Below are 13,319 nucleotides of genomic sequence, written 5' to 3' on the forward strand. Positions count from 1 at the left end.
CTAGGGTTCGGCTGTGCCTGACGAACCAGCAGTGACCATCCACACCGACGGGGCCTGCCTGGGCAACCCGGGCCCCGGCGGATGGGGCGCGGTGCTGCGCTACGGCGACCACCTCAAGGAGCTGTACGGCGGCGACCCGGCGACCACCAACAACCGGATGGAGCTGATGGCCGCGATCGCGGCGCTGGAGGCGCTCACCCGCCCGTCGGTCGTCGACCTGCACACCGACAGCAGCTACGTCCGCAACGGGATCATGTCGTGGGTCTCGAGGTGGAAGTCCAACGGGTGGCGGACGTCGGCGAAGCAGCCGGTCAAGAACGAGGACCTCTGGCGCCGGCTCGACGAGGCGACGCAGCGGCACGACGTGCGCTGGCACTGGGTGAAGGGCCACGCCGGCGACCCCGGCAACGAGCGCGCCGACGAGCTCGCCGGCCGCGGCGCGATCGAGGCCCGGGGCAGCAGCTAGCTCAGCGGTAGGGCTGGCGCCAGGTCTGCGCTGCAGTCGGGCTTGCGGCTAGTTGCCGACGAACAGTGCCACGAGGGCCGCCCAAATCCCGCCTTCGACTGCGGCCCTTTTCAGGGCCCGCATCGGTGGCAGGCGGAAGTCCGCGGGTGGAATCTCCCCACGGGCCGCTGCGGCCGCGCAGAGAACCTCCCGAGCAGCATTGTCAGCTCGCGTCGGCGTCGTCCGGCGGTGCCCCCATGCAGAGTTTGCCAGCCCTGCGAACGACTCCTGCCCGCCATCGCGAAGCACGAAGGTCAAACCGTCACGCGGCACGGTCTTTGCGTCGACGATCTCCTCAATGGGCACTCGTCGGACACGAAGGAATACGAAGGTGACGGCATCGCGGTCGAGAACCATGCGCCAGCGGAACAACATGACGGGCAACAGGATCACGAGTGTGATGTCTGCTGCGCCGAACAGGATCTTGTCCTTGAGGGACAACTCGCCGTTGCTCGCCAGCCAGGTCGTGCCGGCGAGGAACGCCGCGCCGACCAGAAGGCCGGAAAGTCGGTGACCTGGGCTCGGTCGCCAGATATTGTCACCCGTGCTTCGAACCTCGGTCACGAGGTGCCCCATTCGGGGCGGCAGGTCGGGCGACCGAGGCCGGCCTGGCCTATTGCGACCAACCGATAGTGCGGCCGCCCGCGGGCGGGACCTGGATCATCACGAGGTGGCAGCACGCGGCGACCCTACCGGACCGAGCGCGGGCTCCTCGCGGAACGAGCTCGCCGGTCTAGCGGTAGTTGACGAACTGCACCGCGAAGTCGAGGTCCTCGCCCTTCACGAGCGCGATCACCGCCTGCAGGTCGTCGCGCTTCTTGCTCGTCACGCGCAGCTCGTCGCCCTGGACCTGCACCTTGACGCCCTTGGGGCCCTCGTCGCGGATCACCTTGGCGACCTTCTTGGCCTGCTCCTGCGTGATGCCCTCGGAGAACGTGCCGTTGATCACCGACTCCTTGCCGGACTGCTTCGGGTCCGAGGCCTCGAGCGTCTTCAGGGACACGCCGCGCTTGACGAGCTTGTCCTTCAGCACGTCGAGCACCGCGAGAGCGCGCTCGTCGGCGTTGGCCTTGATGACGACGGCGGTCGAGCCGCTCTTCTCGATCGAGGCGCCGGTGTTCTTGAAGTCGTAGCGGGTCGAGATCTCGCGCGCGGCCTGGTTGATCGCGTTGTCGATCTCGGCGTGGTCGAGCTTGCTCACGATGTCGAACGACGAGTCCGCGGCCATGGGGATCCTCTCGGTCGGGGCTGACGCTCACCCGGTTTCGGGTGGGTTGGAGCCCTGCGATAAAGTCTTTGCTGTTGCTCGCGCAGAGTAACAACCCCGAGGCAGGTTGCCCGAGCGGCCAATGGGAGCTGACTGTAAATCAGCCGGCAATGCCTTCGCAGGTTCGAATCCTGCACCTGCCACGTCGAAGAGCCCGGTCCCGCATGGGGCCGGGCTCTTCCGATTCACCGCCGGCTCACCCCAGCGTCGCCAGGACGTCACGGGTGAACGCCCCGGGCGTCAGCGCCTCGGCGTCCTGCGGCGCGGCCCCCATCCGTACGGCGACGATGCCCGCCGACGGGACGACGGCCACGATCTGCTTGGCGAGGCCGAGGGCCCAGAAGGCGTCTGCCGGAACCCCCGGGGCCAGTCGGCCGGCAGCGGCCGGGGCGGTGCCCTGCGCGCCCCCGGTCGCCGCCAGCGCTCCCAGGACCGGTCCCTTCCGGTTCACCCACCACAGCAACCCGTACGCCGCGTTGAGGCGCGAGGAGGAGCGCCCGACCGCTTCGGCGACGTACTCCTCGGAGACGAGCTGCCGGTCGCCCCAGCGCCCGCGGTCGAGCATCAGGACGCCGAGCCGTGCGAGGTCACGGCAGGAGGCGTTGATCCCGGAGAACATCGTGGTGTTGCCGGCGGTGTCGGCGCCCCAGAAGGTCTCGGTCATCTGCATCGGTGCGAACAGCTTGCGGCGGGCGTACTCCGACGGCGCCATCCCGGTGGCCCGCGAGACGACGGCCTCGAGGGTCTGGATGGCGGAGTTGTTGTAGCGCCACACCGTCCCGGGCCGCGCGTCCTGCGCCAGGCCGACGGCAAAGGCCGTCTTGTCGACCGCGCCGATCGCCATCTGCTGGTAGTCGGTCTGCACGTCCCAGTGCCGCCCCGACACGTTCGCCAGCAGGTCGCGGATCGTCACGCGAGCGGCGGCGGTGCCCTTCCACTGCGGGATGTAGTCGGAGGCACGGTCGTCGAGGTCGAGCAGACCCTCGTCGGCCGCGATCCCGACGACGAGCGACGTCACCGACTTCGTCACCGAGAACGCAGGACCCATGGTCGTGGCGTCGCTGTCGCCGAAGTAGGCCTCGTGGACGAGCTCGCCGTGGCGGGTCACGACCAGGCACGAGGTGCCCAGGGGCTCGAGCCGGCGGTCGAGAGCCCGCAACGCCGTGTCGTCGAAGCCGGCAGACGACGGTGGGGTCAGTGCCCATTCCTCGCCGGGTACCGTCGGACCCGTCGAGACGGTCTCTCTCGGCGTCGCCGAAGTGGCCTCACGCGCCGGTTCGGGCGACGCCGAACCACCCCCCGCGCTGCACGCGGACAGGATGAGCACAGCCGTCGTCGCAGCGATCACGGGGCGGAGAACCATGGGTCCATTGTGTGCCGAGAGGTCGGCCACGTGACCCACGTCATGGGACCGACCCCCGATTTCGGTTCCGTACGGCGGCCGTGTATCTTTGCTTTTCGGTTCGCCGATACGCCCCTTTAGCTCAGTCGGCAGAGCGTCTCCATGGTAAGGAGAAGGTCTACGGTTCGATTCCGTAAAGGGGCTCTGAGTCTCAGCCCGTGTCTCGCCCCCAGTGGCGAGGCGCGGGATGACGCATGGCGGGGTAGCTCAGGTGGTTAGAGCACACGGCTCATAATCGTGGTGTCGCGGGTTCGAGTCCCGCCCCCGCTACACAACCAGTCGACAGAAGCAGTTCCAGCGAAGAAGAGGCAGACTCGTGGCCAGCAAGAGCTCTGACATCCGTCCCAAGGTCACCTTGGCGTGCACCGAGTGCAAGCGACGCAACTACATCACCAAGAAGAACCGTCGCAACGACCCCGACCGCCTCGAGCTGAAGAAGTTCTGCCCGCACGAGCGCACTCACACGGTCCACCGCGAGACCCGCTGATCGTCGCTCGTACGCACACTCGTACCACTTCCCACTGGGGTCCCGCCTGCAGGCGAGGACCCCAGTGTCATGTTGGGAGCCCCACGGATGCGTGACCTGTTCGTCCTCGCCCCGCTGACCACGCTGCGGATCGGTGGGCCTGCGCGGGACATCGTCGAGGTGACGAGCGCCGACGACCTCGTCGACACCGTCCGGGACCTCGACGAAGCCGGCGAGCCGGTCCTCCTGCTCGGCGGTGGGAGCAACGTCGTGGTCTCCGACGAGGGGTTCGACGGCACGGTCGTGCTCATCCGGACCCAGGGCCTCGTTGCCGACGTCGACTCGTGCAGCGGCGCGACGCTGACGGTCGCGGCCGGCGAGGTGTGGGACGACTTCGTGGCCCACGCGGTCGCCGAGGAGTGGGTCGGTGTCGAGACGTTGTCGGGCATCCCCGGCCTGGTCGGCGGCACGCCGATCCAGAACGTCGGAGCGTACGGCCAGGAGGTCTCGCAGACCATCTCCCGCGTCCGCACCTACGACCGCCTCGACCGCCGGGTCGTCACGTACTCGGCCGACGACTGTGGCTTCGGCTACCGCACGAGCCGCTTCAAGCAGGAGCCCGGCCGTCACGTCGTGCTCGAGGTGACGTTCCAGCTGCGGCTGGGTTCCCTCAGCGCCCCGGTGCAGTACGCCGAGCTGGCGCGCGCTCTCGGAGTCGAGGTCGGCGCCCGGGTCCCGCTCGGCGCGGTGCGCGAGGCGGTTCTCGAGCTGCGCGCCGGCAAGGGCATGGTGCTCGATCCCGACGACCACGACACGTGGAGCGCCGGCTCGTTCTTCACCAACCCCGTGCTCAGCGCGGAGGCCGCCGCTGGGCTGCCGACCGACGCGCCGCGCTTCACCCAGCCCGACGGCCGCGTGAAGACCAGCGCCGCGTGGCTGATCGAGCGCGCCGGCTTCTCCAAGGGGTACGGCGACACGGCGGCGCGTGTCTCCAGCAAGCACACCCTGGCGCTGACGAACCGCGGCGGCGCGACCGGCTACGAGCTGCTCGCCCTTGCCCGCGAGATCCGCGACGGTGTCGAGGCGAAGTTCGACGTCCGCCTCGAGAACGAGCCGGTGCTGGTCGGCGCGACGCTCTGACACGGCCGCTCAGCGACGGTCTGGCCCTCACTGCGTCGAGGTCGAACCGGCGCCGAGATGGCCGTACAGGCGCTGGGCCCGCGCGAGCTCGCGGCGGAGGCGCGCCGCCGTACGCTTTGCGTTCTCCGGCGCCAGGTCTTCCCACGTCACACGGATCACGTGGTAGCCGCGGTCGGTGATCCGCTTCTCGCGCCGCTTCTCGGCCCACACCGTCCGCTGGGCGGCCTCCCGGTCGGTGTCGTCGTACTTGACGTGCCCGTCGAACTCGACGACGAGGCGCTCGGTCGGCCAGAGGAAGTCCACCTCCGCCCTGCCCTCCTCGAGCGGGATCTCGTACTGAGCGTCAGGTCGGGGGATCCCGAACCGCCAGCACAGCACGAGCACCCGCACCTCGCCCGGGCTCTCGCAGCGTCCGTCGGCGATCGTGATCGCGTCGGCGGCAGCGCGCGTGCCGGGCCGTCCCCCGAGGGCAGCGAGCTCGTTGCGGAGGTCTTCCTTCGCGTCGTCCTGCGAGAACCACTCCCAGCGCCCGCGCCGCCTGGCGTCCGAGATCAGATGGGACAGCCACGACGATGCGAGCACAGCGCCGGCCTCGAGGTCGGACGTCGTCAGCGTCTGGGCAACTGCCAGCTGCGCACGCACGACGCGGAGACCTTCGACCACGACGACGTCCGATGCGCCGATGGTGTCGCGGTGCCGCTTGATGCCGTTGCGTGTGCGACTGGTGGTGCCGCCGACCCGGACCACGTGGACGACGTCGAGACTTCGGCCGTACGTGCCGAGGCCGTGCGCGACAGCGGCACTGTCGTGCGAGAGGGCGTAGTCAGGGCCGAGCCACGCCTGCACTGCTCGCGCGGTGACCAGGTGCGCCTGGCGGACGGACCAGCTTCTGTGGTCGTCAGCGAACGCGAACGCTCCCCGCCGCAGTCGGACGAGGATCGCGCGGTCGACTAGACGCCCGAGCTCTGACGGGGGATATCCGCAGTCGTCGCCGTCCTTCCGCGTGAAGTAGCCGCCCCGCTCGTGACTCGTACGCCGCAGTCGCTCCATCGGTCAACAGTGGCCGAGAGGTGCCATCTGGCGTGCGCACCCCTGTGGACAAACTCTGCTCGCGACGCTTCGGCACGCTCAGCGCCGATTCGGTCGAGACGCGGGGAGGGTCGAACCGCCGCTGAGCTCGGATCAGGTGGGGTCCGCGGCGAGCCAGGCGTCGATCTTGGCCAGCGACCGCTCGCGCAGGTCGTCCGGCGCGTACGCCCCCCGCAGCGACATGCGCGCGAGCTCGGCGAGCTCGGCGTCGCTGAAGTCCTGCGCGGCGCGGAGGGCGGCGTACTGGCCCGACAGGCGCGCCCCGAACAGCAACGGGTCGTCCGCACCGAGCGCCACGCCGACGCCCGCCTCCACCAGCGTGCGGACGGGCACCTCCTCGAACGTGTCGTAGACGCCGAGAGCGACGTTCGAGGACGGGCACACCTCGAGCGTGATGCCGGCCCGTGCCACGGCCGCGAGGACCTCCGGGTCCTCGACGGAGCGCACGCCGTGGCCGATCCGGTCGGGCTGGAGGTACTGCAGCACGGCTGCGACGCTCGCCGGCCCGCGCAGCTCCCCGCCGTGCGGCATGCTGCGCAGCCCGGCGCGACGGGCGATCGCGAACGCCGGCGCGAACGCGGCCGTGTCGCCGCGCCGCTCGTCATTGGAGAGGCCGAACCCGACCACGCCTCGCCCCGCGTACTGCGTGGCCAGCCGGGCGAGCGTACGCGCGTCCAGCGGGTGGCGCGTCCGGTTGGAGGCGATCACGACGGCCATGCCGATCCCGTACGCCGCGCCGGCCTCCTCGACGCACTCGAGGACGAGGTCGGTGAACGCGGTGATCCCGCCGAACTTCGCGGCGTAGCCGGACGGGTCCACCTGGATCTCCGTCCACACCGACCCCTCGGACGCGTCGTCCTCGGCGACCTCGTGCACGAGGCGGCGTACGTCGTCGGGGGTCCGCAGCACCGATCGTGCGGTGTCGTAGAGGCGCTGGAACCGGAACCAGCCCTTCTCGTCGGTCGCGCGCAGCTGCGGCGGCCACTCGTCGACCAGCGCCGGGGGGAGGCGTACGCCGTCGCGCTCGGCCAGCTCGACCAGGGTCCCGTGCCGCATCGAGCCCGTGAAATGCAGGTGCAGATGGGCCTTCGGGAGGGCGTCGATCGAACGCATCGGTGCGGCCATGCGGTCATCGTGCCAGCCGGTTCGACGCAGCGCTGGGGCACCCCGTACACTTGACGACTGGTGGAAGTTTCCACTGTGTCGTCATGCCCTCCCGACCTCGTCCAGGCCGGGTGCAGGCGCGCAGCGAAGACCTCCAACGAAGGGCAGTAGCTCAACTGGCAGAGCATCGGTCTCCAAAACCGAAGGTTGGGGGTTCAAGTCCCTCCTGCCCTGCAAACGCCTGGTCCGTCCCGACGGCGGACCGAGACGGGCACCACGATCGAAGGGAACGGTCACCATGAGTGAGACGTCGAACGCGTCGACCGAGAGCACGCGCTCCGGTCGCACGTCGCCGGTGACCTTCTACCGTCAGGTCGTTGCGGAGCTCCGCAAGGTCGTCTGGCCGACCCGTTCGCAGGTCGCCAACTACTTTGTCGTGGTGCTCTTCTTCGTGCTCGTCATGATGGCCATCGTGGCGGGCCTGGACTACGGCTTCGGCAAGCTGATGTTCTGGGTCTTCGCCTGACCCACGGGTCGAGACGAGGAAAGAGGCGCTGTGTCCCAGCCGTATGACGAGTTCGACGACGCCCTGCGCGACGCCGTCGCGTCCGAGGGCAACCGTGCGCCGTTGGACGAGACCGAGCAGGAGCTCGAGGTGGAGGAGTTCGAGGAAGGCCTCGACGCCGCTGCCGACGAGACCGAGCAGGACGACCCCGAGCCGCAGGAGCCGCTCGAGGAGCTGTCCGAGGCCGATGCCGAGCTCGACGACGCCGCCGAGGAGGTCGTCGAGGAGGCGCAGGAGATCGCTGACGCCGCAGGTACCCTCGAGGACGCGCTCGACGCCGTGACCGAGCCGGTCGAGTCCGACCCTCTCGCGGAGTTCCGCGAGAAGCTCCACAACCAGTTCGGCGACTGGTACGTCGTGCACACCTACTCCGGCATGGAGAACAGGGTCAAGTCGAACCTCGAGAACCGCACGACCTCCATGCACATGGAGGACTACATCTTCGAGATCGTCGTGCCGACCGAGGAGGTCGCCGAGATCAAGAACGGTCAGCGCAAGCTCGTCAAGCGCACCGTTCTCCCCGGTTACGTCCTGGTCCGCATGGACCTGACCGACGAGTCCTGGTCGACGGTGCGCAACACGCCGTCGGTCACCGGGTTCGTGGGCAACGCCCACCAGCCCGTGCCGCTGACCCTCGCCGAGGTCGAGAGCATGCTCGCTCCGGCCGTCGAGGCGCAGGTCGCGGTCGACCAGCCTGCCGCAGCGTCGTCGACGCAGCCGCAGGCACCGAAGGTCGAGTTCACCGACTTCGCCGTCGGGGACTCGGTCATGGTCGTGGACGGGCCGTTCGCGACCCTGCACGCCACGATCACGGAGATCAACGTCGACGCCCAGCGTGTGCGGGCGCTCGTCGAGATCTTCGGGCGGGAGACGCCCGTCGAGCTCAGCTTCGCGCAGATCCAGCGCGTCTGAGCCACCCGGGTACGCTCGCAAGGGCGTTCCGCGCAACACCAGTGGGAGGGCCGAGGCAGGCCCACCGTGACCACGAGAAGGAAAAGAGATATGCCTCCGAAGAAGAAGATCGCTGCCCTCGTCAAGGTGCAGCTCCAGGCCGGCGCAGCCACGCCGGCGCCGCCCGTCGGTACGGCCCTCGGCCCGCACGGCGTCAACATCATGGAGTTCTGCAAGGCGTACAACGCCGCGACGGAGTCCATGCGCGGCAACATCGTCCCGGTCGAGATCACGATCTACGAGGACCGGTCGTTCACGTTCATCACCAAGACGCCCCCGGCTGCGGAGATGATCAAGAAGGCTGCGGGCCTGCAGAAGGGCTCGTCCGTCCCGCACAAGGACAAGGTCGGCTCGATCTCCAAGGACCAGGTCCGTGAGATCGCCCAGACCAAGCTTCCTGACCTGAACGCGAACGACATCGACGCCGCGATGGAGATCATCGCCGGCACCGCCCGTTCCATGGGCGTCACCGTCGACTGACCTCGTCGTCCCGACCGACCGAACTGTGGCAGGGCCAGCTGGGCCCGACGACCACGACTGGTAGAGAGAGAAGAACCAGAATGCCTCAGCACAGCAAGGCGTACGAGAACGCCGCCAAGCAGATCGACAAAGACGCGCTGTACTCGCCGGCCAAGGCGATGGAGCTCGTCAAGGAGTCCGGCTCCAAGAAGTTCGACTCCACCGTCGACGTCTCGATGCGTCTCGGCGTCGACCCCCGCAAGGCGGACCAGATGGTCCGCGGCACGGTCAACCTCCCGCACGGCACCGGCAAGACCGCTCGCGTCCTCGTGTTCGCGACCGGCCCCAACGCCGACGCCGCTCGCGAGGCCGGCGCTGACTACGTCGGTGCGGACGACCTGGTCGAGAAGATCTCGGGCGGCTGGCTCGACTTCGACGCCGTCGTCGCGACGCCGGACATGATGGGCAAGGTGGGTCGCCTGGGTCGCGTGCTCGGCCCCCGCAACCTCATGCCCAACCCGAAGACCGGCACCGTGACGCCCGACGTCGCGAAGGCTGTCTCGGACATCAAGGGCGGCAAGATCGAGTTCCGCATCGACCGTCACTCGAACCTGCACTTCGTCATCGGCAAGGCTTCGTTCAGCGCCTCCGCGCTGGCCGAGAACTACGCCGCCGCGCTCGAGGAGATCCTCCGGATCAAGCCGTCGAGCTCGAAGGGCAAGTACGTCCGCAAGGTCACCGTCTCGACGACGATGGGCCCGGGCGTGCCGGTCGACCCGAACCGCACCCGCAACATCGCTTCCGACGAGGAGTGACACCCGCGCGCACGACGTGCGCGTGACGTGACTGCACCAGGAGCCGTCTCCCCACCGGGGAGGCGGCTCCTGTGCTTCTGCGGAGCGGGGATCGGCGTGGGCTGCCCCCACCCACCGGGTAGCGTGGGTGCATGCGCATGCGAACCCTCTCCACCGCCGTCGCCGCGATCGGCCTCGCCCTCGTCGCGGGCTGCGGCAGCAGTGCTGACGTCGTCTCGGACGCCTCTGGGTCCTCGCAGGAGACGTCGAGCTCGTCGCAGGGCTCGGGCGACGGCAGCGACAGTACGACGACGCTCACCGCCGCGAACTTCGCCGAGGTCGTCGCCGGTGCGCAGACGGACGCGCAGTCGACGCACATGACGATGTCGATGGACATCGCCGGGCAGTCGATCGACGCCGAGGCAGACCTCACCACCGACGCCGACCCCGCGAAGACCGCCATGCGCATGTCGATGGACATGGGCGGCCAGGCGGTCGAGATGCTCATGGTCGACGGCGCGATCTACACGCAGGCGCCCGGCATGCCCGAGGGCAAGTGGATGAAGATCGACCTCGACGAAGCGGCCGGTGCGGCCGGCGGGTCGTTCGCTCAGCTGCGCGAGTCGATCGATCCCGCGCAGAGCATCAAGAACCTCAAGGACTCCCTGAAGGACCTGAAGGACACGGGGGAGACCGCGACGATCGACGGCGTCGAGGCCAAGCGGTACGACGCGGTGGTCGACACCTCGAAGCTCGCGGACCTCCCGGCGGCCGCAGGCGCGCAGCTGCCGGACGAGATCACCTACCAGTACTGGGTCGGACCCGACAACCTGCCGCGCAAGATCGTCCTCGAGGGTCTGGGCACGCCGATGGAGATGACCTTCAGCAAGTGGGGCGAGAAGGTCGAGGTGACCGCCCCGTCGCCCGACTCGGTCATCGACGGCTCGTCGATGCTGGGTGGCTGAAGACCCGATTTGGATCTGCCCAGGTCCGTCACGTACGCTGGGTGACGCCGAAGACCGCCGGTCGTCCGCGACGGTCCCGCAAGGGAGCGCCTCGGATCGAAGGGCCCGCTGATGCGGGCGGCCCGCGCAGGTTCACCGAGTGAAACGTACTCTCCCGTACGCCACGCCCCGTGCCCTGCGCCGGGGCGTTCGTCATGTCAGGGAGTTTGCGCCGGTGGCCTTCGTACGAACCAGGTGCCCGTCGCACGGCGGGTACGACACGAAGGAGAACCATGGCGCGACCGGACAAGGCCGCAGCGGTTGCCGAGCTGACGGACGAGTTCCGCAGCTCGAACGGCGCTGTGATGACCGAGTACCGCGGTCTCACCGTGAAGCAGCTGCAGGATCTGCGCCGCTCGCTCGGTGAGAACGTCAACTACGCCGTGGCCAAGAACACGCTGACCAAGATCGCGGCTCGTGACGCCGGCGTCGACGGTGTCGACGACCTGCTCAACGGGCCCACCGCCATCGCCTTCATCAAGGGCGATCCGGTCGAGGTCGCCAAGGGTCTGCGTGACTTCGCCAAGGCGAACAACAACCTCGTCATCAAGGGTGGCTTCCTCGAGGGGAAGGCGCTCGACGCTGCCGAGATCACCAAGCTTGCTGACCTCGAGTCGCGCGAGGTCCTCCTCGCCAAGCTCGCTGGCGGCATGAAGGCGAACCTCTCGAAGGCCGCCGCACTGTTCCAGGCACCGCTCGCCCAGGCGGCGCGTGCTGTGGGTGCCCTGCAGACGAAGCTCGAGCAGGAGACTCCCGCGACCTCGGCTCCCGCCGAGACCGAAGAAGCCCCGGCCGAGGCCGAGGGCTCCGAGGGCTAGGGCCCGATCACGTATCCGACCCCCCTCGGGGTCCCCAACAGGAAGGACGCCAACCATGGCGAAGCTCAGCACCGAGGACCTGCTCGACGCGTTCAAGGAGATGACCCTTCTTGAGCTCAGCGAGTTCGTGAAGCTCTTCGAGGACACCTTCGACGTCACCGCCGCAGCTCCGGTCGCGGTTGCCGCTGCCCCGGCCGCCGGTGGCGCCGGTGAGGCCGCTGCTGCCGAGGAGAAGGACGAGTTCGACGTCGTCCTCGAGTCGGCCGGCGACAAGAAGATCCAGGTCATCAAGGAGGTCCGTGCACTCACGAGCCTCGGCCTCAAGGAGGCCAAGGACCTCGTCGAGGGTGCGCCGAAGGCCATCCTCGAGGGCGTCAACAAGGATGCCGCGGAGAAGGCCAAGGAGGCCCTCGAGGCCGCCGGCGCCACCATCACCCTCAAGTGATGTCACACTTCGTGTGAATCTGGGGCAGCATCGCTGCCTCGAACGGGCGTCCACCCTGCTGGGGTGGGCGCCCGTTCTGCATGTCCGGCTGGGTACGCTCCCGCTGTGAGAGACGTCACGGACGCGTGACGGTGTTGTGACCGAATTGCGCGATCTGTGGGTTGTGTCACAGTGCAAACTTTGGTTACAGTCACGGTTATTACCTGGGAGTAGCAATCGCGGGCTGCCAGGACGTTGAGGTTCGCTTGGGAGGGAGAACCGCATGCGCGTCAGCGCTGCTGCAGCACGTCGAGGCTCAGGACTCGTGGCCACCGTCGGGTTGGTCGCCGGAGGCCTGATGATGATCGCCACTCCTGCCGCACAGGCAGGTCAGGCACGCGTCGAGCGCGTCGGATACACGTGCAAGGCGACGAACCCGATCGTCGACGCGTCGCTGCAAGGCCCGCAGCAGTTCTACGTCACGGCCGAGACCGTCCTCCCCGACAGCGTCGCGTCCGGCGACACCGTGCCGCAGACCGACACGAGCCTCACGCTGTTCCTGCCCGTCAAGCTCGTCGACCGGCTCACGGGCGCGATGGAGGTCGAGCGGGTCAAGGGCTCGGCGACCTCCGACGTCGTCCTCGAGGGGGTCGCCCCGGGCGGCGAGGTCATCGAGAAGATGAACAAGCCGGTGAGCAACCTCGTCGCCCCCAACTGGGTCACCCTCACGCCGGGCAAGGAGGTCGCGATCAAGGTCACCGGCCAGGTCGCTCCCATCGAGGTTCCCGAGATCCCTGAGGGCAACGGCCTGATCTACGTCGAGATGCCGCCCTCGTTCGTCCTCCACTCGCAGATGGACCCGCCGGTCCTCGGCTCGATCGCCGAGGCCGACCTCAAGTGCACCCGCGACGCCGACACGCGCGCTGCTCGCGTCATCGGCACGATCCCCGTCGGAGACGGCTGCGAGGAGTCCTCGTGCCCGCTCCCCGGCGCCGGCGGTGGTTCGACCGATCCGGACCCCGATCCGGGCAACGGTGGCGGCACCGGCGGCGAGGACCCGCCGGTCATCGACCCGACGACGCCCGCCAGCGACGACAACGGTGGTGGCGACGGCGGCAACGACAGCGGCAACGGGGACGGAAACGGCAACGACGACGACACCGACGTCGCCCCGTACACGACCACGGCTCTCCCGGCGACGGGCGCTCCGATCGGCATCGGCATCATTGCTCTCCTCGGCCTCGCAGCCGTCGGTCGCGTGGCCCTCGCCGTCCGGACCCGTCGTCGCAGTCCGCAGGCCTGACACACCCTGCTGGCCCCTTGTGGCTCCC

16 protein-coding genes and 4 tRNA genes are annotated in these 13,319 nt (G+C 68.9%); 15 read left to right on the top strand and 5 right to left on the bottom strand.

What is annotated here, in order from left to right; translation table 11 throughout:
- Positions 1-13 precede the first annotated feature (13 nt).
- On the top strand, positions 14-466 hold the full coding sequence (gene rnhA, locus GH747_RS13745) for a ribonuclease HI (protein ID WP_149770178.1): 453 nt from the start codon (positions 14-16) through the stop codon (positions 464-466).
- Positions 467-514: 48 nt separating this feature from the next.
- Here the strand turns inward: rnhA and GH747_RS13750 are convergent, their stop codons facing one another.
- Both GH747_RS13750 and GH747_RS13755 read right to left on the bottom strand, forming a co-directional pair.
- A complete protein-coding gene (locus GH747_RS13750; RefSeq protein WP_149770179.1) occupies positions 515-1,069 on the bottom strand; it encodes a hypothetical protein in 555 nt (184 codons plus the stop codon).
- Between the two features lie 169 nt (positions 1,070-1,238).
- The gene (locus tag GH747_RS13755) at positions 1,239-1,733 is read right to left on the bottom strand and encodes a YajQ family cyclic di-GMP-binding protein (protein WP_149770180.1); all 495 of its coding nucleotides are present in this window, start codon (positions 1,731-1,733) and stop codon (positions 1,239-1,241) included.
- 100 nt (positions 1,734-1,833) lie between these two features.
- Between GH747_RS13755 and GH747_RS13760 the strand changes: the two genes are divergently transcribed.
- Positions 1,834-1,915 (top strand) — tRNA-Tyr (locus GH747_RS13760).
- Between the two features lie 53 nt (positions 1,916-1,968).
- On the opposite strand, the gene GH747_RS13765 is transcribed toward GH747_RS13760, so the two are convergent.
- Complete coding sequence (locus tag GH747_RS13765; protein ID WP_149770181.1) at positions 1,969-3,135, bottom strand: serine hydrolase domain-containing protein; 1,167 nt, start codon at positions 3,133-3,135, stop codon at positions 1,969-1,971.
- 110 nt (positions 3,136-3,245) lie between these two features.
- On the opposite strand from GH747_RS13765, the gene GH747_RS13770 reads away from it, so the two are divergent.
- The 4 genes from GH747_RS13770 to GH747_RS13785 all read left to right on the top strand — a co-directional run bounded on the left by GH747_RS13770 (position 3,246) and on the right by GH747_RS13785 (position 4,780).
- Positions 3,246-3,318 (top strand) — tRNA-Thr (locus GH747_RS13770).
- 52 nt (positions 3,319-3,370) lie between these two features.
- Positions 3,371-3,444: transfer RNA gene (locus tag GH747_RS13775), tRNA-Met, on the top strand.
- A gap of 46 nt (positions 3,445-3,490) precedes the next feature.
- Positions 3,491-3,661: a 50S ribosomal protein L33 gene (rpmG, locus tag GH747_RS13780; protein WP_149770182.1), complete on the top strand. Its 171-nt coding sequence runs from the start codon at positions 3,491-3,493 to the stop codon at positions 3,659-3,661.
- 87 nt (positions 3,662-3,748) lie between these two features.
- Positions 3,749-4,780 carry a UDP-N-acetylmuramate dehydrogenase gene (locus GH747_RS13785; RefSeq protein WP_149770183.1) on the top strand — a complete coding sequence of 344 codons (1,032 nt, stop codon included), beginning with the start codon at positions 3,749-3,751 and terminating at the stop codon, positions 4,778-4,780.
- A gap of 27 nt (positions 4,781-4,807) precedes the next feature.
- Here the strand turns inward: GH747_RS13785 and GH747_RS13790 are convergent, their stop codons facing one another.
- Both GH747_RS13790 and GH747_RS13795 read right to left on the bottom strand, forming a co-directional pair.
- Positions 4,808-5,830 (bottom strand): type IV toxin-antitoxin system AbiEi family antitoxin domain-containing protein, encoded by a 1,023-nt coding sequence (locus tag GH747_RS13790; protein ID WP_149770184.1) that lies wholly within the window; start codon positions 5,828-5,830, stop codon positions 4,808-4,810.
- A 132-nt stretch (positions 5,831-5,962) separates the two neighbouring features.
- A complete protein-coding gene (locus GH747_RS13795) occupies positions 5,963-6,994 on the bottom strand; it encodes an adenosine deaminase (protein WP_228552930.1) in 1,032 nt (343 codons plus the stop codon).
- Between the two features lie 140 nt (positions 6,995-7,134).
- On the opposite strand from GH747_RS13795, the gene GH747_RS13800 reads away from it, so the two are divergent.
- From GH747_RS13800 to GH747_RS13840, 9 genes are all read left to right on the top strand, one after another.
- Positions 7,135-7,207, top strand: a tRNA-Trp gene (locus GH747_RS13800).
- 64 nt (positions 7,208-7,271) lie between these two features.
- Positions 7,272-7,499 (top strand): preprotein translocase subunit SecE, encoded by a 228-nt coding sequence (gene secE / locus GH747_RS13805; RefSeq protein ID WP_149770185.1) that lies wholly within the window; start codon positions 7,272-7,274, stop codon positions 7,497-7,499.
- A 30-nt stretch (positions 7,500-7,529) separates the two neighbouring features.
- The gene (nusG, locus tag GH747_RS13810; RefSeq protein WP_228552931.1) at positions 7,530-8,450 is read left to right on the top strand and encodes a transcription termination/antitermination protein NusG; all 921 of its coding nucleotides are present in this window, start codon (positions 7,530-7,532) and stop codon (positions 8,448-8,450) included.
- A 90-nt stretch (positions 8,451-8,540) separates the two neighbouring features.
- Positions 8,541-8,969 (top strand): 50S ribosomal protein L11, encoded by a 429-nt coding sequence (gene rplK / locus GH747_RS13815; protein ID WP_149770186.1) that lies wholly within the window; start codon positions 8,541-8,543, stop codon positions 8,967-8,969.
- A gap of 80 nt (positions 8,970-9,049) precedes the next feature.
- Positions 9,050-9,763, top strand: a complete 714-nt coding sequence (gene rplA, locus GH747_RS13820) for a 50S ribosomal protein L1 (RefSeq protein ID WP_149770187.1) — start codon at positions 9,050-9,052, stop codon at positions 9,761-9,763.
- Positions 9,764-9,894: 131 nt separating this feature from the next.
- Entirely contained in the window at positions 9,895-10,707 is an 813-nt protein-coding gene (locus GH747_RS13825; RefSeq protein WP_149770188.1) for an SCO4651 family lipoprotein, read from the top strand.
- A gap of 272 nt (positions 10,708-10,979) precedes the next feature.
- Positions 10,980-11,564 (top strand): 50S ribosomal protein L10, encoded by a 585-nt coding sequence (gene rplJ / locus GH747_RS13830; RefSeq protein WP_149770189.1) that lies wholly within the window; start codon positions 10,980-10,982, stop codon positions 11,562-11,564.
- 55 nt (positions 11,565-11,619) lie between these two features.
- Complete coding sequence (gene rplL / locus GH747_RS13835; protein ID WP_149770190.1) at positions 11,620-12,009, top strand: 50S ribosomal protein L7/L12; 390 nt, start codon at positions 11,620-11,622, stop codon at positions 12,007-12,009.
- A 262-nt stretch (positions 12,010-12,271) separates the two neighbouring features.
- Positions 12,272-13,291 carry a DUF6801 domain-containing protein gene (locus GH747_RS13840; RefSeq protein ID WP_149770191.1) on the top strand — a complete coding sequence of 340 codons (1,020 nt, stop codon included), beginning with the start codon at positions 12,272-12,274 and terminating at the stop codon, positions 13,289-13,291.
- Positions 13,292-13,319: the final 28 nt, after the last annotated feature.

Origin of the sequence: Mumia xiangluensis, assembly GCF_010994095.1 — a bacterium.
GTDB classification, from domain to species: Bacteria; Actinomycetota; Actinomycetes; order Propionibacteriales; family Nocardioidaceae; genus Mumia; species Mumia xiangluensis.

Bases quoted from the DNA above. Each gene is read 5' to 3' on its own strand.
- rplL (WP_149770190.1), top strand. From the start codon at position 11,620: ATGGCGAAGCTCAGCACCGAGGACCTGCTCGACGCGTTCAAGGAGATG.
- GH747_RS13790 (WP_149770184.1), bottom strand. From the start codon at position 5,830: ATGGAGCGACTGCGGCGTACGAGTCACGAGCGGGGCGGCTACTTCACG.
- GH747_RS13785 (WP_149770183.1), top strand. From the start codon at position 3,749: ATGCGTGACCTGTTCGTCCTCGCCCCGCTGACCACGCTGCGGATCGGT.
- GH747_RS13840 (WP_149770191.1), top strand. From the start codon at position 12,272: ATGCGCGTCAGCGCTGCTGCAGCACGTCGAGGCTCAGGACTCGTGGCC.
- GH747_RS13825 (WP_149770188.1), top strand. From the start codon at position 9,895: ATGCGCATGCGAACCCTCTCCACCGCCGTCGCCGCGATCGGCCTCGCC.
- rplA (WP_149770187.1), top strand. From the start codon at position 9,050: ATGCCTCAGCACAGCAAGGCGTACGAGAACGCCGCCAAGCAGATCGAC.
- GH747_RS13755 (WP_149770180.1), bottom strand. From the start codon at position 1,733: ATGGCCGCGGACTCGTCGTTCGACATCGTGAGCAAGCTCGACCACGCC.
- GH747_RS13795 (WP_228552930.1), bottom strand. From the start codon at position 6,994: ATGGCCGCACCGATGCGTTCGATCGACGCCCTCCCGAAGGCCCATCTG.
- rplJ (WP_149770189.1), top strand. From the start codon at position 10,980: ATGGCGCGACCGGACAAGGCCGCAGCGGTTGCCGAGCTGACGGACGAG.
- rplK (WP_149770186.1), top strand. From the start codon at position 8,541: ATGCCTCCGAAGAAGAAGATCGCTGCCCTCGTCAAGGTGCAGCTCCAG.
- GH747_RS13765 (WP_149770181.1), bottom strand. From the start codon at position 3,135: ATGGTTCTCCGCCCCGTGATCGCTGCGACGACGGCTGTGCTCATCCTG.
- secE (WP_149770185.1), top strand. From the start codon at position 7,272: ATGAGTGAGACGTCGAACGCGTCGACCGAGAGCACGCGCTCCGGTCGC.